We start from the raw sequence: 24,313 nt of genomic DNA, 5'->3' as shown, positions 1-24,313 counted from the left end.
AGGTACGCGTGCCTCGGCCTCATTGAAGCGCCGATTTCCAGGAGTCGATCCAGCGGGCGCTGGATGGCTTCCGAGGTACGCGTGCCTCGGCCTCATTGAAGCCACTATTTGCTCCTGCCCGACGATTGCACACACCAATTCGCTTCCGAGGTACGCGTGCCTCGGCCTCATTGAAGCGCGGCCGCATCACCAATCGCCTGAATGACGGTAGGACTGGCTTCCGAGGTACGCGCGCCTCGGCCTCATTGAAGCAGGACAACAGTCGGCGACAGGTTTCGAGCGGGTATCGGGCTTCCGAGGTACGCGCGCCTCGGCCTCATTGAAGCGTGCCCCGCCCGGACCTCGTCGCGTCCTTGACGGGCGGCGCTTCCGAGGTACGCGCGCCTCGGCCTCATTGAAGCGGAGTGGCGGGGTGGCGCCCCAACAGATGTATTTCATCGCTTCCGAGGTACGCGCGCCTCGGCCTCATTGAAGCTCGGCGCAACCTCGACCAGTTACAAGATCGACGTCCCCGCTTCCGAGGTACGCGTGCCTCGGCCTCATTGAAGCGTAAACCCGGTGCCGAGCACATGCACGTCATGGAAGTTGCTTCCGAGGTACGCGTGCCTCGACCTCATTGAAGCGATGCCGTGGCCGGAGAAATCAGTAAGCGCTGCGGCGGTAGCACATGGCGGCGCGGGGTGGCGCTGTGATCGAAGCTGGTCATGGACGAGCCCGCCACCACTGTCATCACGGACGCTGAGAGCGCTCATAAGATAGGTCGTAAGACTGGTCGCAGTCCGCGTGTCGAGGTGATTACCGGCAAGGAGCGGCGTCGGGCCTGGACGCTGGAGCAGAAGCGCGAGATTGTCGCTGAGAGCTTGGGGCCTGCGCCGACGCCGACGGAAGTTGCCCGGAAGTATTCCATCAGCAGCGGACAGCTCTACACGTGGCGCAAGCAGGTGCTCGGCGGGCAGATGACGGTGTTGTCGCGTGCAACGCCGGACTTCGCACAGGTGGATATGACGCCTACGCCACAGCCACGGGACAGACCGGACGACGGGAATGCCTCGCCGGTGCTGCCGCGTCCGGCGGGGCTGATCGAGATCGTGCTGCCCAGTGGCGTAACGCTGCGCGTTGATGCCACGGTGGATGCCATCGCGTTACACGCCGCGTGCTGGCTGTCCTGGATCAGCCATGATTGCCGTGCCACCTGGCGTGCGCGTCTACCTGGCCTGCGGTGTGACGGATATGCGCAAGGGGATGGTCGGCCTCGCCATGCTGGTGCAGCAGGGGTTGTCCGATGATCCCTTCAGCGGCGCACTTTACGCCTTTCGTAGGCGCCGCGCCGGGCTGATCAAGCTGCTTTGGCACGACGGCATCGGCCTATGCATGCTGACCAAGAAGCTGGAGCACGGCCAGTTCGTCTTGCCCTCAACCACCACGACGGGGCGGATCGCGTTGACCCCGGCACAACTGACCGCGTTGCTCGACGGTTGCGAGTGGCGCGCGCCACCACCACGCCGGGTGCCTGAACGAATGGGCTGATCACGTCGGAGTCATTGGAACCGATTCGTTGGTATTGATCATGATGCTGACGTGCAGATCGATCTCGCCGCCCTGCCTGATGATCCCGCAACGTTGCAGCAGATGCTACGTGAGGTGGTCACTGCGGCTCAGCCGTAGCAGACGGCCTTGCAGCAGCCTGATGCCGAGATCGACAAGCTGCACCTGCTGATCAAGCGTCTGTTGCGCCAGCAGTTCGGCCGCCGCTCGAAACAGTTGAGCACGGACCAGTTGCAGTTGGCCCTGGAGGACCTCGAGCAAACCGTCGCTGCCGCTCAGGCCGCGCAGGATGCCACCGAGAACATCCAACGCCAGCGGCGCGCGGCTCTCCCCAACCGCAACCACGGTGCCCTCCCGGCGCATCTGCCGCGCTATGAGGTGCTGATCGAGATCGGCCATGGCGCCTGTCCCTGCTGCGGCGGCGCGATGCACACGATCGGCGAACTGCGCACGGAGCAATTGGATATCGTGCCCGCGCAGTTGCGGGTTCGTGTCACGCGCCGACCGCGCTATGCCTGCCGAACCTGCGAGGGTGCCGTGCTGGCCGCTCCGGCGCCGGAGCGGCCGGTCGACGGCGGCATGGCCACCGAGGCGTTGCTGGCACACGTGCTGGTCAGCAAATACGGCGACAGCCTGCCGCTGTATCGGCAATCGCAGATGCTGGCACGTCAGGGCGTTACGTTGGACCGCTCGACGCTGAGCAACTGGGTCGGCCGTGCCTGCTGGTGGCTGACGCCGCTGTATGAGATCATGGTCAGCACCGCGCTGTCGGCGCCGAAGCTGTTTGCTGATGATACCACCTTGCCGGTGCTCGACCCTGGCCGTGGCCGGACCAAGACCGGACGGATCTGGTGTTACGCGGTTGATGACCGGCCGTGGCCTGGGCCGACCCATCCGGTTGCCGCCTATGGCTACACCGAGGATCGCAGGAACATCCGGCCTGCCAACCATCTGGCCGGCTTCCGGGGTGTGCTGCAGGTTGACGGCTATGACGGATTCAAGCGGCCGGCTTTGGATCGTGCGGACAGCTCTGTGACGCTGGCCTTCTGTTGGGCGCATATGCGGCGCGCCTTCTATGACTTCCATGTCTCGACACAGTCGCCGCCCGCCGCCTGGGTGCTGGCGAAGGTCGGGGAACTCTACGCCATCAGACCGAGATCCGCGGTCGGTCCGCCGAGCATCGACGACAGGTCCGTCAGGAGCGAAGTCCCCCACCGCCGAAGCTCTGCAAGCCCGTAGACCGAAGGGTCGAAGCGCGCGGCGGCGTGAAGGTCTCCGTCGCCACACCGCTTTATCGTTGCAAGGGCAGGCAGTTCGTTGCCTATGTCGCCGCCCTGCCAGGCAATCCCTATGATGGGCACATGCTGGAGAAGATCGTGTCTGCCATCATCAAACAGATCGGCGGATCGCTGACGCGGATGATCACCGACGCCGGCTATCGTAGCCATAAAGCGCCGTCCATCAAAGGGATGCGGGTCTATACCAGCGGCCAGAAACGAGGTGTCACCGATCAGATCAAGCGGGAGTTGAGACGGCGATCAGCGATCGAGCCGGTGACCGGTCACCTCAAGGACGATCATCGAATGGATCGCAACTTCCTTGCAGGCCGAGCTGGCGATGCCACCAACGCTGTGCTGGCGGCGTCGGTTACAACTTCAGCCTGCTGTTGAAGTGGTTCGGCATGCTTTTGCGGGCTTGGACCCGCAGCCTCGCGGGAGGCAGGCCTTGGGGAACTCAGGCGGTCGCGGGCATCCGAAAATCACGTTCTTCACGAACGACTAACAAGAGGGACATAGAACACGAAGCGCTTTCTTTCAAGGTCTCTATGCTCAGAACGCCCGGTGCGAACTGACGCTAATTGGCACAGATTCATAGGGCTGTAGCGTAGACATAGTGCCCATCTTCATCATTCACATCCCACCAGTGTCCAACCCGGAGACATGGGAGGCAAAGGCACCGTTCAACCTTTTACCAATACCGCATTCTACCGCCTCACACCGACAGTCCCGTGTCGCGCTTCCCCGCTCTTGCCGGGCGGCCGGTCATGGGAGGATGCCTTAATCGTCCTGCCATTCCCGGTCAACCACGGTGGAATCACCTGCTGACCGGCCTTGGGCTACCACGTCAGGCGACGACAATCGGACGCGCATGGACCGTCGCTGTCCTCAGGCTTGGGGCCAGGGCGGTGCAGCACCGATTTCGTCAGCATGATCTGCGTTCCCGTCACGCCCGTCGACCGGTGAGCGGCTGCGGCCGTGCCGTTCACGATCAGGGCATAACCGCCGGGCTCTGTCGGCGGCCAGAACAGTGACACGTGAGGCGCAGTCACGATATTCTTGGCCGCGGATGTCCCTATGTGACAGTCGATACGGCCATCCCGAAGCTCAACCGTTACATTGCTCGTATGCGGGCCATCTTTCGCGACCGTGAGGAGATAGGCGTCACGACCGTAGTGGGAGATCGCTTCCGCGAGCGTGCGAAGCGGCATGATCGGTCCTTTCTTCATTGCGGCCCTTGTTTGCGTGATCATTCAGCCGGCCACGTTTCACGTTGTCATGGAATCCTTCCGTAGCACAGCGCCGGAAGCAGTCAGGGCACTATCGGCGCATATGCCGCAGAAGGGTCTTTGCGTTAAATGGCGGTCCATCAGCTGGCTTGCTGCCCCCGTTGCCGAAGTTCCGCCACTTCCCTGCGTAGCGCACGCATCTCTTCGAACTGCGCGGTGACATCGCGCATGATCGCCGCGATCCCCGTCATGGAACCCCTGTCATCGACGAACGGAACGATAGTAAAAGCCACCGAGATGCGCTTACCGTCCTTGCGCACGGCGGGAACCGACAAGGTCTGGCCATCGCCGTAACGCGTTTGGCCCGTACGCATCGTCTCATGATAGCCGGTCCAATGCCGCGCGCGCAGTCCTTCGGGGATGATCAGGTCCAAGCTCCGGCCGATCGCTTCGGCTGCTGTATGGCCGAACATCCTCTCGGCTCCGTTGTTCCAATATCGCACGACGCCATCACGGTCGGAATACACCACCGCATCCGGCATATTGGTGATCAGCGCCTCAGCGAACACCGGGTCCATCATGATCGCTCCGTCAGAATCTGGTCCATGGGAATGTCATGCGGCTGAGGATGGATTGTTTCCAGCTCGCCGCTCGCGTAGCCGACGCCAATCACGAACGGACGGTCCATCCGTGCCGCAAGCGTGCGATCGAAATAGCCGCCGCCATTACCCAGTCGATAACGGTCACGATCAAAGCCCAGCAGTGGCGCGATCATGACATCGGGCGTGACAACGTCCCGGCGGGCCGGTACCTGTATGTCCCACACACTTGACTGCATCGGGTCGCCCGGTGACCACCGCCAGAATTCGAGCGGTTGTTCCCGCGAAACCACGACCGGTAAGCAAAATCGCAAGTCCCGGGCCCGCTCACGCGCCCAAGAGAGGAGGTTGGGTTCGTATTTGATGGGCCAGTAGAGCCCGACCAGCGCCGGTCTGTGACGTCGACAATGCTCGTCCAGCCCGATTGCGATCTTTTCCGCGGCTTCGTGGCGTTGTGCGGCGGTCATCGCCTTTCGTGCAGCATACAATTCCTTGCGCTTTTCGCGCCGCCAGGCCGCGACATCCATCATGCCACCTCCAGAAGGCCGGCAAGGGCAGGCGACGAGACGAGATCGGCGATCGTATAGCGATCGAGGACAGCGAGGAACGCCGCCATCGCCTCCTTCAGCGCCGTTTGCAGCATGCAGGCGGGCGCGATCAGGCAGACCGCACCCTCAAGGCAGGGAACCAGCGCAAAATCCTCGGTCCGTCGCACGACAGCGCCAACATTGATGGCGGCCGGCGGTCTCGCCAGCCGGATGCCACCGCCACGGCCGCGGACCGTCTCGATTTCGCCGGCGATGCCGAGTTGGTGGATCACCTTATTCAGATGCGTCTCCGAAATACCATAAACACGCGAGACCTCTGCAATCGTCGACTGGCCCCTGACGGCAAGGTAGATGAGGGTACGCAATGAATAATCGCTGAAGGCGGTCAATCTCATGCGGCCGGCTTTCGCTTCAGGCCGTCTGGTGGACCGCCGAGCCGATGAAACAGGGCGAGTTGCAGGCTGGTGGCGATGCGTTGGGCCTTGGTGGCGAACTCCGACGCGGGCCCCGCCTCGAACAGTTCAGACGCTGTTTCGGTAAACAACGCCAACCAGGTGGCGAACAGCGATCGCTCAATGCCGGCAACGGCACGGTGCACCGCGACCGGATTGCCGGAGTACCGGCCGGACGTGAGCATGACGGAGGACCAGAAACGTCGCATCGTCTCAAGATGTTCCGGCCACTCCTCCTCGGCAATTGCCGCTTCAAAAACAGGCCCCAATGTCGGGTCCCGGCGCACCCGCGCATAGAATGCGTCGACCAGCGTGGCAATTGCGTCTTCTGTGATCGTCGCGTGTCGGCTCTGAACCATGAACGGGCCTATAAGGTATATTTCGAATAAATCTTATAGCCAACCCGGAGACGATATTCAAGATGCGCCGGAGCGCCAGCCTGGGTGCGGGCACCCATCGAGCTGCGGATACCCGGCGGCGGCTGCGGCCGCACCGATAGCGTAACAGAGACCGGTCGGCAGGCAGCCCGATGGCTCGGCGAGGGCCAGTCAGGCAACCCGTCCGCACATGACATCTCGCACCGATTGCAGATTTCGCAGGGCGCGCATAAGAATGCGTCGCAGCCGCACTTGCTGCTGCCATGTTCTCTCGAGTGGAAGCCGATGTCTGTTCGCATAACCCGCCGAGACGCTGCTATCACGATGGCAGGCGCCCTGTTCGCTCTTTCGTCCGCTCCGGCCCAATCCGCGGGCGGGCCGCCGCTCACGCTCTATAACGCCCAGCACGTCGCGCTGGCGAAGGAGTGGATTGAAGGTTTCACCAGGGAAACCGGCATTGCGGTGACGGTGCGGAACGGCGACGACACCGAACTCGGCAACCAGATACTGCAGGAAGGCCAGAACTCGCCCGCCGATGTGTTCCTGACCGAGAACTCGCCGGCCATGGCGCTGGTCGACAATGCCGGGCTGTTCCGCCCCTTGCCGGCTGATATTCTGAACCAGGTCGAACCCGGGTTCCGTCCATCAAGCGGCAGGTGGGTCGGCATCGCCGCGCGCAGCACCGTGTTTGTCTACGACAAGCGTAAATTCGATCCCGGCACACTGCCGAGATCGATCATGGATCTCGAGCAGCCGGCGTGGCGCAGCCGGTGGGCGGCGTCGCCAAGCGGGGCGGACTTCCAGGCAATCGTCAGCGCCATGCTGGAGCTGAAGGGGTCAGCGGTAACGCTTGCGTGGCTGAAGGGGATGAAGGCCAATTTTTCGGCCTATCGGGGCAACGGCAACGTGTTGAAGGCGGTAAACGCGGGTCAGGTCGAAGGCGGCATCATCTATCACTATTATTGGTTCGTCGATCAGGCAAAGACCGCCGAGAACAGCGGCAATACGGCGCTGCACTATTTCCGCCACCAGGATCCGGGCGCGTTCGTCAGCTTGTCGGGCGGCGGCGTGCTGGCGTCGAGCAAGCAGCCCGACAAAGCGCTCGCGTTGGTCAAGTGGATCAGCGGCAAGGGCGGCCAGACCGTGCTCAAGACGGGTACGTCCTATGAGTATGCGGTCGGCGTTGGCGCGGCATCTAACCCGAAACTGGTGCCACTCGCCGAACTCGATGCCCCGAACGTCGACCCATCGAAACTCAACAGCAAACAGGTAACCGACCTGATGACACAGGCGGGGCTGCTATAGCTGCTCATGCGCGCATGCCCTGGATGGAAGGGGCAGCGCTGCTGGTGTCGCTGCTGGCGCTACTGCCGCTCGGCTTCATCGCTTTCATGGCAGTCGACGCAGGATGGTCAACCATACAAGCCCTGGTGTTTCGACCACGGGTGGGCGAGCTACTCGGCAACACGGCGCTCCTGATCCTGTTGACGCTGCCGATCTGCGCGATACTGGCAGTGGCGCTCGGCTGGCTCACCGAGCGCACGGACTTGCCGGGCGCGCGAGTCTGGGCGTGGCTGATCGTGGCGCCACTGACCGTTCCCGCCTTCGTGCAGGGCTATGCCTGGGTGACGGTCTGGCCGTCGCTGCATGGGCCGTTCGCCGGCGTGATGATGTCGGTCATCGCCTATCTCGCCTTCATGTACCTGCCCGTAGCGGCGGCGCTTCGGTGGCTGGACCCGGGACTAGAGGAAGTGGCGGCGTCATTGGGCGACGGACCGTGGCGCGTGTTCCGCCGGGTGGTACTCCCGCAGCTTCGGCTCGCGTTGTGTGGCGGGGCACTGCTGGTGGGCCTGCACCTGCTCGGCGAGTACGGGCTGTTCGCGATGATCCGGTTCGACACCTTCACGACGGCGATCGTCGATCAGTTCCAGTCCGCTTACGATGCGCCCGCAGCGAACATGCTCGGTGGGGTGCTTGTGCTATGCTGCCTCGCGCTACTCGGTGCCGATGCCGCCGGGCGCGGCAGACGGCGCTACGCTCGGGTGGGTAGCGGACCAGCACGTCTGCCGCCACCACACCGGCTAGGGCTGTGGCGGCTGCCATGCCTCGCATTGCTGACGGCGCTGACCGCGGCATCGCTTGGGGTGCCACTGCTCACGCTGGCCCGCTGGCTCTGGTTCGGCGGCGTCGGCGCCTGGCGACCGGCCGAACTCGGCCCGGCGTTTGGAGAGACGGTGCTACTTGCGGCGGCTGGCGGCATTCTGACGGTCGCGGCGGCGGCGCCGATGGCGTGGCTCTCGATCCGCCAGCCGGGCCGGGCGCAGCGGGCGTTGGAAGGTTGCAACTACGTAGCGGGCTCGTTGCCGGGCGTCGTGATCGCGCTTGCACTGGTGACGGTGACAGTGCGTGTGGCACTACCGCTCTATCAGACGGTGACGACGATCCTGGTTGCTTACATGCTGCTGTTTCTGCCCCGTGGCATGCTGAGCCTGCGCAGCTCCATCGCACAGGCCCCGGTGGAGCTTGAGCAGGCCGCCGCCTCGCTGGGCCGGCCGCCGCTTGCCGCGCTATGGGCGACGACGATACGGGTCGCCGCGCCGGGTGCGGCGGCGGGAATGGCACTTGTCTCACTCGGGATCACCAACGAACTCACCGCGACGTTGATGCTGGCCCCGAACGGCGTGCAGACCTTGGCCACCATGTTCTGGGCCTATAGCAGTGAGATCGACTATGCCGCCGCGGCGCCGTATGCCCTGATCATGGTGCTGTTCGCCTTGCCGCTCACCGTGCTGCTGCACGTGCAATCCCGCCGCATGGCCGGTCGGTGAGTTTTCTCGTTCTTCACGGGCTGACCAAGCGATACGGCGGCACATTGGCATTGGACAATGTGGACCTCACGGTCGCAGCCGGGAGTCGGACGGCGGTCGTCGGGCCGTCGGGTTCCGGCAAGACCACCCTGCTGCGAATCATCGCGGGATTCGAGGCACCAGACCGCGGCCGCGTCGTGTTGGATGGCGCGGTGCTGGCGGACGGCAGGACAGCGTTGCCGGCGCACAGGCGTGGCATCGGGGTGGTGGCCCAGGATGGCGCGCTGTTCCCACATCTGACGGTTGGCGAAAACATCGGCTTCGGCCTGCCGCGCAGCGACCCTGGCCGATCACGGCGGATCACGATGCTGGCTGAGCAGGTGGGCCTGGACACGGCGATGCTGGCGCGGCGGCCGGACCAGCTATCTGGCGGCCAACAGCAGCGTGTCGCCCTTGCCAGGGCGCTGGCGCGCGCCCCGCGGCTGATGCTGCTCGATGAACCGTTCTCGGCGCTTGATACCGGGTTACGGGCGAATATGCGCAAGGTCGTGGCCGATCTGATGGAAGAGGCAGGCATCGCGACCGTGCTGGTGACACATGACCAGACCGAGGCGCTCTCCTTTGCGCATCAGGTGGCGGTGTTGCGGGCGGGGCGATTGGTGCAAGCGGGAGAGCCGCGCACGCTCTATGCGCATCCCTGTGATCGTGAGTTGGCACTGTTCCTCGGCGATGCGCTGCTGACCGACGCGGAGGTGGTGGACGGTATCGCACACTGCCTGTTCGGTATCGTGACGGTCGCGGGGGGCAGTCGGCGCGGTCGCGCCGAGATCATGCTGCGGCCCGAGCAAGTCACGCTGAAACCCGATCCCGCCGGCCCCGGCATCATTACGGCCGTGGAATTCGGCGGCTCGACCTGCGTCTATACGGTCAGGATCGACGGCAGCCCAACGCCCATCACCATCCGCCAATTGGCATCGGAGGTGCTGAGGCCAACGACCGCTGTGCGGATAACGGTAACTGGCAAGGCGCATATCCTGCCAGGCTAAACCGAGCGGCATTGTCGCGGCCACCGGGGATGGCCAGCCACCCGACGGCAGCATGCCGCCGGCGCCGACGGTCGGGCACTGGCGGCCCGAGGCCAGGCCAGGTGGAATAAAAAACGGCCCCGAGGCGAACCTCGGGGCCGCTGCATCACCCGCGCGTGGCGGGTTTCAGTGCATCCACCCAGCCAGCACGGCCAACAGCAGCAAGGCCACGATGTTGGTGATCTTGATCATCGGGTTCACGGCCGGACCGGCGGTGTCCTTGTAGGGATCGCCGACGGTGTCCCCGGTCACCGCCGCCTTGTGTGCGTCGGAACCCTTGCCGCCGTGGTTGCCTTCCTCGATGTATTTTTTCGCATTGTCCCAGGCGCCGCCGCCCGAGGTCATCGAGATGGCGACGAACAAGCCGGTCACAATGGTACCCAGCAGCATCGCGCCCAGCGAGGCGAAGGCGGCCGCGCGGCCGGCAACGATGGCGATGATGATCCACAGCACGATGGGCGCCAACACCGGCAGCAATGACGGCGACACCATCTCCCGGATCGCCGCCCTGGTCAGCATATCCACGGCCTTGCCGTATTCCGGCTTGGCGGTACCCTCCATGATCCCGGGGATCTCCCGGAACTGCCGGCGGACTTCCACCACCACCGACCCCGCGGCGCGGCCCACCGCCGTCATGCCCATCGAACCGAACAGGTACGGCAACAGTCCGCCGATGAACAATCCGATGACGACGAACGGGTTCTGCAAGGCGAAATCGACCTGCAGTGCGGGGAAGTAGTGCGTCAGGTCCTGCGTGTAGGCCGCGAACAGCACCACCGCAGCCAGTCCGGCGGAGCCGATGGCATAGCCCTTCGTCACCGCCTTGGTGGTGTTGCCGACCGCATCCAGGGCATCGGTGGTTACCCGCACTTCCTTCGGCAGGTCGGCCATCTCGGCGATGCCGCCGGCGTTGTCGGTCACCGGACCATAGGCGTCGAGCGCGACGATCATGCCGGCCAGCGACAACATCGTCGTCGCCGCCACCGCGATGCCGAACAGGCCGGCGATCATGTAGGTGACGACGATGCCGATCGAAATGACGATCACCGGCAGCGCCGTCGCCTCCATCGACACGGCCAGGCCCTGGATCACGTTGGTACCGTGGCCGGTGGTGGAACTTTGCGCGATCGAACGCACCGGCCGATATTCGGTGGCGGTGTAATACTCGGTGATCACCACGATCAGCCCGGTAACGGCAAGGCCAACCAGGGCGCAGATAAACAGCTGGATGCCGTTCACCGTCCCGCCACCCGTCATCGGAATCGCGTTGATGCCGGCGCAGATGAAGATGACGATGGCGACACCGATGATCGAGGTCAGACCGGTGGCGATCAGGCCGCGATACAGCGCCTTCATGATGCCGTTGTCGCGGCCGAGCTTGACGAAGTAGGTGCCGGCGATCGAGGTCAGGATGCAGACAGCGCAGATGGCCAACGGCAGCAGCAGCATCGCGTCGCGCGCCGGGCCGGTGAAGAAGATGCCGGCCAGCAGCATGGTCGCCACGATGGTCACGGCATAGGTCTCGAACAGGTCGGCGGCCATGCCGGCGCAGTCACCGACGTTATCACCCACGTTGTCCGCGATCACCGCCGGGTTGCGGGGGTCATCCTCGGGGATGCCAGCCTCGACCTTGCCCACCAGGTCGGCGCCCACATCGGCGCCCTTGGTGAAGATGCCGCCGCCCAGACGCGCGAAGATGGAAATCAACGAGCCGCCGAAGCCCAGGGCGACCATCGCCTCCAGCACCGGTCGAAGGTCATCGGACGGCAGGGTGGAACGCAGAAAAAAGTAGTAGCCGGCAACGCCAAGCAGCCCCAGCCCGACCACCAGCAGGCCGGTGATGGCGCCTGACTTGAAGGCGACATCCAGGCCCTGTGCCAGGCCGGCGCGGGAGGCTTGCGCCGTACGCACATTCGCGCGCACCGACACGTTCATGCCGACATAACCGGCGGCGGCGGACAGCACCGCGCCGATCAGGAAACCCAGGGCTGTGAACTTGCCCAAGGTCAACCAGAGCAGGATCAGGATGACGATCCCAACCACGCCAATGGTGAGATACTGGCGGTTCAGGTAGGCGCGGGCGCCTTCCTGCACCGCGCCGGCGATCTCCTGCATGCGGGCCGTTCCGGCGTCCGCGGCAAGAACCTCCTTCGTCGTTATGGCACCATAACCCAGGGCGGCGAGCCCGCAGATTATGATCAGGAGTTCGGCAACGCTCATCCCGATACATTCCCTTCGTTTCGATTGGCCGCCGGACACAGCGTCGCGATGCCCGAGCGAAGCCGTCGGCGTATGCCAGACACGGGCGTATCAGGCAAATACCGGCGGTGCCCGAAGCCAAGGAACGAGGCCAGGGAATCGTGAGTCGGATCAGGCGCGGGGGCTGCCGACCGCCCGCATCACCTCCGTATCGGTTGGAAAACGCCCGAGTGCCTTTTTGGAAAACGCGAGTCGTGCATCGACGATGATCTCGAACACCCCGCCGCTGCTTTTGCGCAAGCTGACCGATGCCGCCGGATGGTGCCTCAGAATCTGATCCCGTGCCGCACGGGCACGCGGCTCATACCCTCACATGCCGCAATATTCGATCTCGATCTGCATGGCTGAACGCCTCAAGGGCCCGGAAATGTCCGAAAAGCTTGGCAGCAAGCCCGCCGATTTGCAAGAACACCGCACCATCTGGATACCCGCATGACCGAACCCCGCATCATCCCCGTAATCCTGTCCGGCGGCTCCGGTACCCGCCTGTGGCCGGTATCGCGGGAAAGTTTCCCGAAGCAACTCTGGCCGCTGGTATCGGAGCGGACGATGCTGCAGGAAACCGTCTTGCGCGCGGTTGGGCCGGCCTTCGCGCCCCCGATTGTCGTGTGCAACCAGGAGCATCGGTTCCTGATCGCGGAGCAGTTGCGGGCGGCGGGCGTCGAAGGCGCCCGCATCCTGCTGGAACCGGTCGGGCGCAACAGCGCTCCCGCCATCGCCGCCGCCGCGGTGCTGGTGGCGGACGCTGATCCGGATGCAATGCTGTGGATGATGGCCGCCGATGCCTCGATCGCCGACCAGACGGCGCTGCACCGGGCGCTCGACGCGGCGGCACGGGCGGCCAGGGCCGGCTATGTGGTGACTTTCGGCATGAGACCGACTGCCCCGGAAACCGGCTATGGCTACATAGAGCCCGGTTCACCCTTGCCGGAAGCGGATGGCGTCTTCGCCGTCGCTCGCTTCATGGAAAAGCCCGATGCCGAAACCGCGGAGCGTCTGGTTGCCGGGGGCCGGCATTTCTGGAACTCCGGCATGTTCGTGTTCACCGCCCGCACCTTGCTGCAGGAACTGGCGACGCACGCCCCCGCGGTGTTGCCGCCAGTGCGCCAGGCCGTGGCGGAGCAAGTCGCCGATCTGGATTTCATCCGCCTGGGCGTGGAGGCATTCACCGCCTGCCCATCCATCAGCCTGGACTACGCGGTGGCTGAACGATCCACGCGCGCCGCCGTGGTTCCGGCCGACCTGGGCTGGTCCGATGTCGGTAGCTGGAGCGCGCTATGGGACCTCGGGCGCAAGGACGAGGCCGGCAATGTGGCGCAGGGCGACGTGGTGCTGGAAGGCGCCCGGGACTGCTATGTCCGCAGCGACGGTGTCCTGACCGCCGTGGTGGGATTGAAGGAAGCGGTCGTCGTGGTGACCAAGGATGCGGTGCTGGCGATGGATCGTGCCCATGCCCAGGACGTCAAGAAGATCGTCGACCGGCTGAAGGCCGCAAAACGGCCCGAGGCGGTGTCGCATAACCGCGCCTATCGCCCGTGGGGATATTACGAGGTCCTGATCGAGGGCGACCGTTTCCAGGTGAAGCGCCTCGTCGTCATCCCCGGGCGCCAGCTCTCGTTGCAAAGTCATTTCCACCGCGCCGAACATTGGGTCGTTGTGAATGGCACCGCTCGGGTCACACGCGACGACGAAACCCTGATCGTGCGGGAGAACGAAAGCGTGTACCTGCCGCTGGGCTGCGTCCACCGGGTGGAGAACCCCGGTCGCATCCCGCTGACCATCATCGAAGTGCAATCCGGTGCCTATCTGGGCGAGGACGATATCGTCCGCTTGCAGGACACATACGGCAGAACCTGACTCAGTGGCCGCCGCGGCGGACCAGAGGCTCGATGAATTGCGGTTCGGTGTCCCAGGGAAACAGGATCCAGGTATCCTGCGACACTTCGGTGACGAAACTGTCCACCAGCGCGCGGCCGTTCGGCTTGGCGTAGATGCAGGCAAAATGGGCCTTCGGCAGCAGTCCGCGCACCACTCGCGCGGTGGTGCCGGTATCCACCAGATCGTCAATGATCAGGAAGCCGCTCCCGTCCCCCGCCGCCGCGGGGGACTTGGCGACCTTCGGCTCGCCCTTGACCTCCTCATCATAGGTCACGACGCAGACGCTTTCGACCAGCCTCAGTTCCAGCTCACGCGCGATGATCGCCGCGGGAATCAGGCCGCCGCGGCTGACGGCGACGATGCCCGCGAACGGACCATCCGCCATCAACCGCCAGGCCAGGGCACGCGCGTCGCGGTGCAGCTGATCCCAGGTGACGGTATAGTAATGAGCGGCCATGCGCGGTTTTGGACGCAAAGCCTCTCACCGCGCAAGCCGGCTGTCGCGCTGCGTTGCCCTGGTTCACACCGGCTCATACGCTGCCCGCCAGCAGAAGGAAGTCGTCATGTCGGACGTGATCGTCGAACAGGCCGGACCGGTGTTGGAAATTACCTTCAACCGGCCGGAAAAGAAGAACGCCCTGACACGGGCCATGTATCAGACCGTGGTCGACGCGTTCCAGCGGATCAATAAGGACGGCTCGATCCGTGCCGGCCTGCTGACCGGTGCCGGCGACATCTTCACCGCCGGCAACGACATCCAGGATTTCCAGGACCGCGCGAAGACGAATGAGGCGATCCATGCCTCGCCCTTCCTGGATGCGCTGTCCACCCTGGCAAAGCCGTTGGTCGGCGCGGTCAACGGTGCGGCGATCGGCGTCGGCACCACCATGCTGGCGCATTGCGACATCGTCATCGCCGCCCGGTCCGCGCGCTTCATCATGCCGTTCACCAGCCTCGGGCTGGTGCCGGAGGCCGGCAGCTCCCTGCTGTTCCCGCGCCTGGTCGGCCACCAGCGGGCCAGCGCGCTGCTGCTGCTGGGCGAGCCGCTGGACGCGCAGACCGCGCACGAGTGGGGCTTCGTCAACCAGGTGGTAGAGGACAGGGAATTGCTACCCCACGCGCGTGCCGTGGCCGCCCGCCTGGCCGCGCTGCCGCCGGAAGCGGTGCGCCAGACCAAGGCGCTGATCCGCGACGGCAAGCCGGACCTGCCGGGCCGCATCGCCGAGGAGTTGACGTTGTTCCGCCAGCGCCTGCGCTCCCCCGAGGCAGCCGAGGCGTTCCAGGCCTTCGTGGAGAAGCGGAAACCGGATTTCTCCCGCTTCGAATAGCGCCGAAGCCGCCGGGCTGACCTGGCGGCTGGCTTACAGCACCGCCCGCGGCCGGCGCATCGCCGGCCGTCCACGCCGCGCCGGCTGCCTATCGGAAACTGGCGGTCCCGCCGCTGCCAGCAGCCGCTTCGGCGCCACCATGCCGTAGCTGCGTCCTATCAGCGCCGCCAATTCCTCCCAATCCAGTTCAGCATCCAGCCAGACGCCGATCCACCCCTTGGGGCCGACATAGGGCGGACTGAAAAACCGGCCGGGCGCCGCCTCGATCAGGATCGCCTGCACACCGGATGGCGCCTTGCACCACACGCCACGGCGTCCATTCGTATCATGAACCATCGCGAAGATCCGGTCCCGGATGCGGAAGGTCGGCGCGCCCCAGGTTGTCCGCTCCTCGGCTTCCGGAAAGCCCAGGCATATGGTTCGCAGCCGGATCAGGGGATCGTTCACACGCCCTTGCTCAACCGGTCGAATGCGGCCAAACGGCGCACCAGCGCTTCCATCTCCCGCAGGGGAATCATATTGGGCCCGTCGCTTGGCGCGCGATCCGGGTCGGGATGGGTTTCAATGAACACCGCCGCGCAGCCCACCGCCAGCGCGGCGCGCGCCAGCACCGGCGCGAATTCCCGCTGTCCGCCCGAGGATGTCCCCTGCCCGCCTGGTTGCTGCACCGAATGAGTGGCGTCGAAGACCACCGGATAGCCGGTCCGCGCCATGATCGGCAGGCTGCGCATGTCGCTGATCAGGGTGTTGTAGCCGAAGCTCACACCGCGCTCGCACAACAGGATGGAGCGGTTGCCCGTGGCGGCGACCTTGGCAGCCACGTTGGTCATGTCCCAGGGCGCCAGGAACTGCCCCTTCTTTACGTTCACGGCACGCCCTGTCTCCCCCGCTGCGATCAGCAGGTCGGTTTGCCGGCACAGAAACGCGGGGATCTGCAACACGTCCACCGCTTCGGCTGCCGGAGCGCACTGCTCCGCCGCGTGCACGTCAGTCAGCACGGGCAAACCCGTGGCCTCCCGCACTTCAGCCAGGATCGCCAGGCCCGCGGCCATGCCGATGCCGCGTGCGGCGGTGGCGCTGGTGCGGTTCGCCTTGTCGAAGCTGGATTTATAGATCACCGGCACGCCGGTCCGGTCGCGGATGTCGCGCAGGGCTGCCGCCACCTCCAGCGCGTGGCCGAGGGATTCGATCTGGCACGGTCCCGCGATAAGGACGAACGGCAGATGATTGCCGATCTCGATCCCACCGACGCGGACGGACAGGGCATCGGGCGGCGGGGCGGGTTCTGGCGCGGTCGTAGTCATGAGGACTCCCTTGCTCCGGCCCCCGGACCTTACCGTCGGGTGATGGCGGGCACAAAGGCGTGAGAACGTGAAACGGCGGACATCGAACGGTCATGTACCGATTCGCTGTATGGTTGCAGTACCCAGAGCGAACTCTTGTATAAAGACGTATTATCCATCAAAATGAGAATATAGACCTAATTTACAGCATTATCCACAGCCCGAATTGTGCAAACTCGATGGCAATTGGCCAATTGAGAACCGCAACGGGTTGCCACCCCCGCAACCCTGCTCTACCGGCAGCACGTGCGTACCACTGCCCGGAGCGAATCCATGCGACTATGGCGAACAGAAACCAAGGCCTGTCTTATCGGATCGGCCCTTCTGCTCTCCATGTTTTCTTTACAGAATGATGCCCAGGCGTCCTCAATTCATCGTCATGGTGGTACACATGCCACAGTTACTAGTGCGCGGTCGACACACTCCGTAACGTCTTCGAAAGCACGCAGTCGCTCGGTCTCCGGCCGGCACGGCGTCGCGGTCGGGCGCGGGCGCCATGTTTACGCCTCTCGTGGCGGTGGCATGTCATGCGTGCCATACGCTCGGGCCGTCTCCGGCATCGAAGTCGCCGGGAATGCGTGGGAATGGTGGTACAACGCGGCCGGTGAATACGCCCGCGGCAATCACCCGGAAGCCGGCAGCGTTCTCACCTTCCGCGCCAATGGCCGTATGCGCCTCGGTCATGTGGCAGTCGTGCAACAGGTGGTCAATTCGCGTGAAGTGCTGATCGACCATGCGAACTGGCCGGGCGGCGGCCATGGCGGCGTATCCCGCGGCGTGGCCGTGGTAGATGTCTCGGAAGCCAACGACTGGTCGGCTGTGCGCGTCGAGCTGGGCCGCGGCGGCGATTTCGGATCGGTCTATCCAACCTATGGCTTCATCTATAATCGACCGGACAACGGCGTGATGACCGCGTCCGCCGCGACGCCGACGCCAATTCCGGTGCTGAACCCGGCGCCGGCCGACCTGCGGCCTGTCTCCGACCGCCGCGCCTATGAGGAAGTGGCGCAAGCGCCTCGCACTCCGACGAAGCATCGCACCCTGGACCTCCGCGTTCACACCACCCGCAAACGTTGATCGCCTCCATCGGTCACGCAATCCGCTCGATCCGGCCCTTTTTGAAGGGACCCATGCGGACCTAACGCAGACCGGAGCCTTTGGTTCCGGTCTTTTACGTTGTCGGGTGGCGTTTGAATACGGCCCTCGCGGGTGGCACCCGCGGGCAACGGGGATATAAGCGGGACCGCGCGGTCACGCCGATGCCGCCGCCGGAGCCATGTCCTGATGTCGCGTCTCGTTGTCGTTTCCAACCGCGTCGCCCCGATCCAGGAGGGCGAGGCGACCGCCGGAGGCCTGGCGGCCGGCGTGCTGGACGCGCTGCGGCAGAAAGGCGGCCTGTGGTTCGGCTGGAGCGGGGAGGTCACCGACGCCAGCGTCCCCCAGCCGGAGCGGAAGGTCGGCCCCATCACCCTGTTTACGGTGGACTTGTCCCGCCGCGACTATGACGACTTCTATCGTGGCTTCGCCAATGGCACGCTGTGGCCGGTGCTGCACTACCAGATCGGTCTCGGGCGCTTTGAATGGACCGAGTTCGAGGGCTATCGCCGGGTGAACGACCTGTTCGCGCGGGCGTTGGCGACGATGGTCGAGCCTGACGACGTGATCTGGGCGCATGACTACCACCTGCTGTGTTTTGCCGACTCGCTGCGCGAATTGGGCATACATAACCGTGTCGGTCTGTTCATCCACACGCCCTTTCCCGCCCCCGGCGTGTTCATGACCATCCCCTCGCATTCCGAACTCATCCGTTCGATGTGCGGCTACGACCTGATCGGCTTCCAGACCGAGGTCGACCGAACCGCCTTCGTCGACTACCTGCTGCGGCAGGCGGGTGCCGATGTGCTGGACCGGGGCGCCGTACATGTGTTCGGCCGCACCGTCCGCACCGGCGTCTACCCGATCGGCGTGCATGTGGACGAGGTTCGTGCCCAGGCGGAAACGCCGATCAATCGCCGCCAGGCCACACGGATGCGCGCCTTCCTGATGGAGCGCCTGATCCTGAGCGTCGACCGGCTGGACTACTCCAAGGGCCTGCGCCAGCGCTTCAATGCGTTCGAGCGCTTTCTGGCGGAGTACCCGGCACAGCACGGTCTAGTGACATTCATGCAGATCGCGCCGCCCTCCCGGTCCGACATCGAGACCTATCAGCGCATCCGCTTGGAGCTGGAGGGCGAGGCCGGGCGGATCAACGGCCGCTTTGCCGAGGTGGACTGGGTGCCGCTGCGATATCTGAACCGCAGCTTCGCGCGCAACGTGCTCATGCCCTTGTATGCGGAGGCACAGACCTGCCTGGTGACGCCGTTGCGCGACGGGATGAACCTCGTGGCGAAGGAATATGTCGCCGCCCAGGATCCCGACGAGCCGGGCGTCCTGATCCTGTCCGAATTCGCCGGCGCCGCACGGGAGCTGGACGCCGCCCTGCTGGTCAACCCATATGACGAGGCCGGCATGGCGAGGGCGATGGACCGAGCCTTGTCGATGCCGGTGGAGGAGCGGCGGGAGCGGCACCAGGCGATGATCCAGGTGATGCGCGCCAACAGCCTGGAGCGGTGGCGCGATCGTTTCGAAGCCGATTTGCGCGCCGGCTGATGCGCCATGCAGGGGAAGCACGCCACGGCCCGGGGGACCACGGCCAAGGGGGCCACAGCCCGCCGGAATGGCAGCGACGGGCTCAATCGCCGTCGCGATCGTGCAGTTCCGGCCAGAACAGATCCTTCCAGGATGCCGGCGCCGCCTTGATCCGCCCGACCTTATACATGAAGGACGCCCACTTCATCGTCCCATGCGGGGTCAGGATGTACCGAAACGCGGGATCCGACAGCAGTTGTTCCATCAGCGCCTGATCGACCTTGCCGTTTGAGTCGGCAGTGTAGAACGCCGCGGTCTCCTTCGGGTGGGCAGCGATGAACTCCGATGCTTCCTCCATCGAATCCAGAATAGCGCGATAGACCTTCGGATTGGCGTCATGGAACCGCTTGGTCGTCCAGGCCATGCCACCCGAGGATGGACCAACGATATCGGCGGAGCTAAGCACCGTATGGACCGCCGGATTGCGCAACTGGATGTTCTGGTACGGCGGCACGGTGAAGGCCGCGTTGAAGTCTCCCGACCCGGCGACAAGGCCGGCCGTCGCATCCGGCGGCGACAGGGAGAAGGTCAGGTGGTCCAGCTTGCCATAAGCTGCGTCGCCCCATTCGCGGACCGCCGCCATCTCCAGCAGCACCGCCTGGGCGGAGACCTTCACCGCCGGCAGCGCGATCCGATCGGCATCGGTGAAATCCTTGATCGAGTGCACCGCCGGATTGCGGGAATTCAGCCAGAGCGGCTGCTGCGACATGGCTGATACGCCACGCACCTCCTGCGCCGATCCGCGGGTCTTCGCCCAGATCGTCAGCAGTCCCGGCATGCCGCCCGAGGCAATATCGATCGAGCCTGACAGCAGCGCATCGTTCATCATGTCCGGACCGTTGAAGGTGACGAAGACCGTCTTCAGTTCGCCCAGGCCGAGTTGCTGGGCGTGTTTGGCCAGCAGGTTCCGATGCTTCATGACGTTGAACTGCAGATAGCCCATGCTGAACTGCTGGGCGAAGCGAACCTCGGTCACCTCGGCTCGCGCGGAGCCGGAGATCGCGGCGAGGCCGACCGCCGCAAGACAGATCAGGCACCAAGCCGTGTTCTTGAGCCAACGCATGACGAATCCTCGTATATGGTTGGCCGGATCATTCCGCCGTCGCCGGATCGGGGCAAGTCCCAAACCCCGACGGCAGCCGCCCGGGATTGGCAATACCGGCGATCCGTGCCCTATGATCGGGTAAAATCGACCAGGGATCGCGTCCATGAACATCCGTCCGCTCACCCGCAACAGCGCCGGTGACTTCGTCGGAGAGGTCACCGGCATCGACCTGGCCGCGCCGCTCTCCGACGCCGACGTTGCCGCCATCGACGCCGGGATGGACCGTTTCGCCGTGCTGGTCTTTCACGATCAGCACTTCGACGACGACACGCAGCTGGCCTTCAGCCGCCGCTTTGGCGAGCTGGAGATTTCCTCGGGCGGGGAGATGAGCAGGCCAGAGGATCGGCGCCTGAAGCTGGAGATGGCCGACATCTCCAACCTCGACCGCAACAGCCGCCTGCGTGCCGCTGATGACCGGGTGCGCCTGAGCGCGCTGGGCAACCGGCTGTGGCACTCGGACGCTTCCTTTCGCGCCATTCCGGCGAAGTATTCCCTGCTGTCGGCTCGTGTTGTCCCGGCCAAAGGCGGCAACACGGAGTTTGCCGATATGCGCGCAGCCTACGAAACGCTTGATGAGGCAACGAAGTCCGAAATCGAGGATCTGATTACGGAACATTCCAATGCCTATTCCCGCGAAACGATCGGTTTCCCGCGCGAGGCTTATGGCGCCGAGAACCAGGACAAGCTGCGGCCGGTCCGCCACCGCCTGGTTCGGACGCATCCCGTCACCGGCCGAAAGTCACTCTATCTGTCCGCGCATATCGGCGGCATCGTCGGCTGGCCGATGCCGGAGGCGCGCGCCTTCATCCGCGATCTGACGGAACACGCGACGCAGCCGGCTTTCATCCACGCCCATGCCTGGCGGGAATGGGACCTCGTCATGTGGGACAACCGCACCACGATGCACCGCGCCCGCCGCTATGACGATCTGCATGACGTGCGCGACATGCGCCGTTCCACCGTGCGCGGGGACGCCATGACCGCGCCACAGGCACAGGCGGCCTGAACGACAGGAGGAGACAACCATGAAACTGACGCCGCTGCATGACGGCTTCGTCGCCGAGGCCAGCGAGATCGACATCAGCAGGCCGCTATCGGCCGATGAGGTTGCCGCGATCGAGGCCGGCATGGACCAATACGCCGTGCTCGTCTTTCGCGATCAACCTCTGACGGACGAGACGCAGCAGGCGTTCAGCCGCAATTTCGGCGAACTGGAACAGGCGCTGATCGCGCAGATGTCGGCCGCGACGGCGCAGCGGCTGAAATCCTTCGAGATGGCGGACGTTTCCAACCTCGACGCCAATGGCAACCTGCGCGCTCGGGATGACAACCGCCGGATGTACGCATTGGGCAACCGTCTGTGGCACGCCGATGCGTCCTTCAGGGCAACCGGCGCCATCTATTCCCTGTTGTCGGCACGGGTCGTGCCCTCCAGGGGCGGCAATACGGAATTCGCCGATATGCGCGCCGCCTATGACGCGTTGGACGAGGCGACCAAGGCGCAGGTCGGGGATCTGATCACCGAACACTCCATCGCCTTTTCCCGCGCCGAGCTGGGGTTCGCGGAATATGGGCCCGGCAATGAGGACAAGGTCCGCCCGGTCCGCCACAGTCTGGTGCGCACCCACCCGGTTACCGGGCGGAAATCGCTGTACCTGTCGGCCCATATTGGTACCATCGTCGGCTGGCCGATGCCGGAGGCCCGCGCCTTCATCCGTGACCTGACGGAGCATGCCACCCAGCGGCAGTTCACTCACGCCCACGAATGGCGCGTGAATGACCTGGTCATGTGGGACAATCGCACCACCATGCACCGCGCCCGGCGTTACCGGGACCTGGAAGAAGTGCGGGACCTGCGCCGCACCACCATCAGGGGCACCGGCTTGACGGCGGAGCAGGTGCCGGCGATGGCTGCGGAATAGATGAAGCAGCAGGAAAGCCCAGGCCCATGACCGTCGGCATCGCGCCTCTGGCACCAGGCTTCGCCGGGGAGGTCTCCGGCCTCGACATTACCCGGCCCTTGACGCGGGAGCAGGTGGCGGCCCTGGAAGCGGGCATGGATCGATACGCAGTGGTGGTCTGTCATGATCAGAACTCACCGGTCGATCAGCAAAAGGCGTTCAGCCTCAATTTCGGGCCGCTGGAAGCCACCGCCGGCGGCAACGTCACGCATCCGGAACAGCAGCGACTATCCGCCGACATTGCCGACGTCTCCAACCCGGGCGTCGATCACAAGCCGCTGGCCCGCGACGACCGGCGCCGCCTATGATATGCTTGACGACGAAACGAAGGCGCGGATCGGGGGCCTGGTGTGTGAGCATTCCCTGATCTACTCGCGCGGCACGCTGGGCTTTACGGAGCTGACCGAGGAGGAGAGGAAGACCTTCACCTGATCCGCCAACGCCTGGTGCGAACTCATCCCGTCACCGGTCGCAAATCGCTCTTTCCGTCATCGCATATCGGCACGATCGGCGGCTGGCCGATACCCGAGGCCCGCGCCTTCGTCCGTGATCTGACAAAGCACGCCACCCAGCCGCGCTTTTGCTATGCGCATCGGTGGCGGCAATACGATCTGGTGATGTGGGACAACCGCGTCACGATGCATCGCGTCCGCCGTTTCGATGAGTCCCTGGTCCGCGACATGCGCCGCGCCACGGTCGCCGGCGACAGTCTCACGGTTGAGCAACCGACCGCCTGAGATGAACCTTGAGCAGTGACGGTTCGGCCGCCGCCGAACCATTGTTTGTCACCTTGACGCCGCCGAGCGCTATAATCGGCGCATGAACGATGTCAGCCGCATAGCCGCGCTCGTCGGCGATCCTGCTCGCGCCAACATCATGACGGCACTGATGGACGGCCGGGCACTGACCGCGAAGGAACTGGCGTTCGCCGCGCATGTGTCCCCGCAAACGACCAGCGGACATTTGGCGAAACTGACCGACGCCAACCTGCTCACCGTCGAACGCCAAGGCCGCCACCGCTATTTCCGCCTGTCCAGTCCGCTGATTGGACAGATGCTGGAAAATGTCCTGGCTGTGGCCAGCGCCGTCGCGCCACCACAACGTCCCTGGCGCGGTGGCGAGGCGCTGCGCACCGCCCGCACCTGCTACGATCACCTTGCCGGACGATTGGGCGTGGCGCTGACGGATTCGCTGATCGGTGCCGGCCACCTGATCCTGTCTAGCGATGGTGGAGAGGTCACATCCTCAGGCAACGCGTTCCTGGCCGGATTTGGCGCGCATCCTGCCGCCGGCCGCCGTGTCTTCTGCCGTCCCTGCCTGGACTGGAGCGAGCGGCGCCCACATATTGCCGGCCGGCTGGGAGCGGCCATCGCCGATCGCTGCCTGGCACTGAACTGGCTGGAGCGGCGACGCGACACCCGCGCGGTAGCGATCACCGATAGCGGTAAGCGCGGCTTCACCGAGGTGTTCGGCATTACCGGATTATGGTGAGGAGGAAGTGGGGGGCTTCTGTTGCCCGGTGCCCCCCGAACCGCGCCTATCGCTTACGCAGCGACGGCGAGCGCCTCATTGTCATTGGCACTTGTAGAGTGACCCGATAACGGCGGTATCATGCCGGGCAAAAGGTTCGTCTTTACCACGCGTGTCGATCCTGTTTCGCCCCCGTCGGCCGGTCCGACAAGACCGGAAAACTGGTGGAGGCGCCGGGCACTGCCCCCGGGTCCACAACGCTTATGCCACGCACCGTTTATCGCCATAGTCTGCAAGCAGACGGTGCTCATCTAGGGCGTCTTCGGCCGGCGATCAAGTCCCGCCGTGGTTCCGTGGTCCCG

At 64.7% G+C, this 24,313-nt stretch carries 26 protein-coding genes, 1 other RNA gene and 2 pseudogenes; 17 read left to right on the top strand and 12 right to left on the bottom strand.

Features of this window, described 5'->3' with window-relative positions; all coding sequences use genetic code 11:
• Positions 1–704: 704 nt before the first annotated feature.
• The 4 genes and pseudogenes from tnpA to VHC04_RS02165 form a co-directional block, all read left to right on the top strand.
• Positions 705–1,286, top strand: a complete 582-nt coding sequence (gene tnpA, locus VHC04_RS23015; RefSeq protein WP_408903765.1) for an IS66-like element accessory protein TnpA — start codon at positions 705–707, stop codon at positions 1,284–1,286.
• On the top strand, positions 1,177–1,527 hold the full coding sequence (gene tnpB, locus VHC04_RS02175) for an IS66 family insertion sequence element accessory protein TnpB (protein WP_325677452.1): 351 nt from the start codon (positions 1,177–1,179) through the stop codon (positions 1,525–1,527). The genes tnpA and tnpB overlap by 110 nt, the downstream gene beginning before the upstream one ends.
• A gap of 147 nt (positions 1,528–1,674) precedes the next feature.
• Complete coding sequence (gene tnpC, locus VHC04_RS02170) at positions 1,675–2,784, top strand: IS66 family transposase (RefSeq protein ID WP_325677450.1); 1,110 nt, start codon at positions 1,675–1,677, stop codon at positions 2,782–2,784.
• Positions 2,785–2,807: 23 nt separating this feature from the next.
• Positions 2,808–3,256: pseudogene (locus VHC04_RS02165) on the top strand (transposase); the annotation flags it as partial.
• 405 nt (positions 3,257–3,661) lie between these two features.
• Here the strand turns inward: VHC04_RS02165 and VHC04_RS02160 are convergent.
• From VHC04_RS02160 to VHC04_RS02140, 5 genes are all read right to left on the bottom strand, one after another.
• Positions 3,662–4,075 carry a hypothetical protein gene (locus VHC04_RS02160; RefSeq protein WP_325677448.1) on the bottom strand — a complete coding sequence of 138 codons (414 nt, stop codon included), beginning with the start codon at positions 4,073–4,075 and terminating at the stop codon, positions 3,662–3,664.
• A gap of 116 nt (positions 4,076–4,191) precedes the next feature.
• Positions 4,192–4,632 carry a PAS domain-containing protein gene (locus VHC04_RS02155; protein ID WP_325677446.1) on the bottom strand — a complete coding sequence of 147 codons (441 nt, stop codon included), beginning with the start codon at positions 4,630–4,632 and terminating at the stop codon, positions 4,192–4,194.
• Positions 4,629–5,180 (bottom strand): 5-formyltetrahydrofolate cyclo-ligase, encoded by a 552-nt coding sequence (locus tag VHC04_RS02150; RefSeq protein WP_325677444.1) that lies wholly within the window; start codon positions 5,178–5,180, stop codon positions 4,629–4,631. The genes VHC04_RS02155 and VHC04_RS02150 overlap by 4 nt, the downstream gene beginning before the upstream one ends.
• Positions 5,177–5,593, bottom strand: coding sequence for an Rrf2 family transcriptional regulator (locus VHC04_RS02145; RefSeq protein WP_325677442.1), 417 nt, complete (start codon positions 5,591–5,593; stop codon positions 5,177–5,179). The genes VHC04_RS02150 and VHC04_RS02145 overlap by 4 nt, the downstream gene beginning before the upstream one ends.
• Positions 5,590–6,009, bottom strand: coding sequence for a group III truncated hemoglobin (locus VHC04_RS02140; RefSeq protein WP_325677441.1), 420 nt, complete (start codon positions 6,007–6,009; stop codon positions 5,590–5,592). The genes VHC04_RS02145 and VHC04_RS02140 overlap by 4 nt, the downstream gene beginning before the upstream one ends.
• 342 nt (positions 6,010–6,351) lie before the next feature.
• Between VHC04_RS02140 and VHC04_RS02135 the strand changes: the two genes are divergently transcribed.
• From VHC04_RS02135 to VHC04_RS02125, 3 genes are read left to right on the top strand one after another with little or no spacing between them, the layout of a single operon-like run.
• The gene (locus VHC04_RS02135) at positions 6,352–7,332 is read left to right on the top strand and encodes an iron ABC transporter substrate-binding protein (RefSeq protein ID WP_325677440.1); all 981 of its coding nucleotides are present in this window, start codon (positions 6,352–6,354) and stop codon (positions 7,330–7,332) included.
• A 14-nt stretch (positions 7,333–7,346) separates the two neighbouring features.
• Positions 7,347–8,855, top strand: a complete 1,509-nt coding sequence (locus VHC04_RS02130; protein ID WP_325677438.1) for an ABC transporter permease — start codon at positions 7,347–7,349, stop codon at positions 8,853–8,855.
• 59 nt (positions 8,856–8,914) lie between these two features.
• Entirely contained in the window at positions 8,915–9,880 is a 966-nt protein-coding gene (locus VHC04_RS02125; RefSeq protein WP_325677471.1) for an ABC transporter ATP-binding protein, read from the top strand.
• Between the two features lie 165 nt (positions 9,881–10,045).
• On the opposite strand, the gene VHC04_RS02120 is transcribed toward VHC04_RS02125, so the two are convergent.
• Together VHC04_RS02120 and VHC04_RS02115 are read right to left on the bottom strand one after the other, a co-directional pair.
• Positions 10,046–12,139: a sodium-translocating pyrophosphatase gene (locus VHC04_RS02120; RefSeq protein WP_325677436.1), complete on the bottom strand. Its 2,094-nt coding sequence runs from the start codon at positions 12,137–12,139 to the stop codon at positions 10,046–10,048.
• Between the two features lie 150 nt (positions 12,140–12,289).
• Positions 12,290–12,475 (bottom strand): annotated as a pseudogene (locus VHC04_RS02115) (Rdx family protein); the annotation flags it as partial.
• Positions 12,476–12,610: 135 nt separating this feature from the next.
• Between VHC04_RS02115 and VHC04_RS02110 the strand changes: the two are divergent.
• Complete coding sequence (locus VHC04_RS02110; RefSeq protein ID WP_325677434.1) at positions 12,611–14,035, top strand: mannose-1-phosphate guanylyltransferase/mannose-6-phosphate isomerase; 1,425 nt, start codon at positions 12,611–12,613, stop codon at positions 14,033–14,035.
• 1 nt (position 14,036) lies between these two features.
• On the opposite strand, the gene gpt is transcribed toward VHC04_RS02110, so the two are convergent.
• On the bottom strand, positions 14,037–14,513 hold the full coding sequence (gpt, locus tag VHC04_RS02105; RefSeq protein WP_325677433.1) for a xanthine phosphoribosyltransferase: 477 nt from the start codon (positions 14,511–14,513) through the stop codon (positions 14,037–14,039).
• A 106-nt stretch (positions 14,514–14,619) separates the two neighbouring features.
• Here gpt and VHC04_RS02100 point away from each other — a divergent pair, with 106 nt between their 5' ends.
• Complete coding sequence (locus VHC04_RS02100; RefSeq protein WP_325677432.1) at positions 14,620–15,384, top strand: enoyl-CoA hydratase; 765 nt, start codon at positions 14,620–14,622, stop codon at positions 15,382–15,384.
• Between the two features lie 33 nt (positions 15,385–15,417).
• On the opposite strand, the gene VHC04_RS02095 is transcribed toward VHC04_RS02100, so the two are convergent.
• Together VHC04_RS02095 and kdsA are read right to left on the bottom strand one after the other, a co-directional pair.
• Positions 15,418–15,831, bottom strand: a complete 414-nt coding sequence (locus VHC04_RS02095; protein WP_325677431.1) for an MmcQ/YjbR family DNA-binding protein — start codon at positions 15,829–15,831, stop codon at positions 15,418–15,420.
• Positions 15,828–16,688: a 3-deoxy-8-phosphooctulonate synthase gene (gene kdsA, locus VHC04_RS02090; protein ID WP_325677429.1), complete on the bottom strand. Its 861-nt coding sequence runs from the start codon at positions 16,686–16,688 to the stop codon at positions 15,828–15,830. Before kdsA ends, VHC04_RS02095 begins: the two co-directional genes overlap by 4 nt.
• A gap of 570 nt (positions 16,689–17,258) precedes the next feature.
• Between kdsA and VHC04_RS02085 the strand changes: the two genes are divergently transcribed.
• Positions 17,259–17,804: a CHAP domain-containing protein gene (locus VHC04_RS02085; RefSeq protein ID WP_408903764.1), complete on the top strand. Its 546-nt coding sequence runs from the start codon at positions 17,259–17,261 to the stop codon at positions 17,802–17,804.
• A gap of 207 nt (positions 17,805–18,011) precedes the next feature.
• Positions 18,012–19,376, top strand: coding sequence for an alpha,alpha-trehalose-phosphate synthase (UDP-forming) (gene otsA, locus VHC04_RS02080; RefSeq protein WP_325677427.1), 1,365 nt, complete (start codon positions 18,012–18,014; stop codon positions 19,374–19,376).
• An 82-nt stretch (positions 19,377–19,458) separates the two neighbouring features.
• On the opposite strand, the gene VHC04_RS02075 is transcribed toward otsA, so the two are convergent.
• Positions 19,459–20,478, bottom strand: a complete 1,020-nt coding sequence (locus VHC04_RS02075; protein WP_325677425.1) for an ABC transporter substrate-binding protein — start codon at positions 20,476–20,478, stop codon at positions 19,459–19,461.
• A gap of 145 nt (positions 20,479–20,623) precedes the next feature.
• Between VHC04_RS02075 and VHC04_RS02070 the strand changes: the two genes are divergently transcribed.
• From VHC04_RS02070 to VHC04_RS02045, 6 genes are all read left to right on the top strand, one after another.
• Positions 20,624–21,526, top strand: a complete 903-nt coding sequence (locus VHC04_RS02070) for a TauD/TfdA dioxygenase family protein (RefSeq protein WP_325677423.1) — start codon at positions 20,624–20,626, stop codon at positions 21,524–21,526.
• 19 nt (positions 21,527–21,545) lie between these two features.
• On the top strand, positions 21,546–22,442 hold the full coding sequence (locus VHC04_RS02065; RefSeq protein ID WP_325677421.1) for a TauD/TfdA dioxygenase family protein: 897 nt from the start codon (positions 21,546–21,548) through the stop codon (positions 22,440–22,442).
• A 26-nt stretch (positions 22,443–22,468) separates the two neighbouring features.
• Entirely contained in the window at positions 22,469–22,789 is a 321-nt protein-coding gene (locus VHC04_RS02060) for a TauD/TfdA family dioxygenase (RefSeq protein ID WP_325677419.1), read from the top strand.
• A 1-nt stretch (position 22,790) separates the two neighbouring features.
• Entirely contained in the window at positions 22,791–22,913 is a 123-nt protein-coding gene (locus VHC04_RS02055; protein ID WP_325677417.1) for a hypothetical protein, read from the top strand.
• Positions 22,910–23,218: a TauD/TfdA dioxygenase family protein gene (locus VHC04_RS02050; RefSeq protein ID WP_325677469.1), complete on the top strand. Its 309-nt coding sequence runs from the start codon at positions 22,910–22,912 to the stop codon at positions 23,216–23,218. Before VHC04_RS02055 ends, VHC04_RS02050 begins: the two co-directional genes overlap by 4 nt.
• An 82-nt stretch (positions 23,219–23,300) precedes the next feature.
• Positions 23,301–23,972: an ArsR/SmtB family transcription factor gene (locus VHC04_RS02045; RefSeq protein ID WP_325677415.1), complete on the top strand. Its 672-nt coding sequence runs from the start codon at positions 23,301–23,303 to the stop codon at positions 23,970–23,972.
• Positions 23,973–23,978: 6 nt separating this feature from the next.
• Here VHC04_RS02045 and ssrA read toward each other — a convergent pair.
• Positions 23,979–24,292: a transfer-messenger RNA gene (gene ssrA / locus VHC04_RS02040) on the bottom strand.
• Positions 24,293–24,313: the final 21 nt, after the last annotated feature.

Source organism: Rhodopila sp., assembly GCF_035548095.1.
Classification (GTDB): Bacteria; Pseudomonadota; Alphaproteobacteria; order Acetobacterales; family Acetobacteraceae; genus Rhodopila.
Note: the sequence above shows the minus strand (reverse complement) of the source record. Positions and strands in the feature narration are given on the sequence as shown.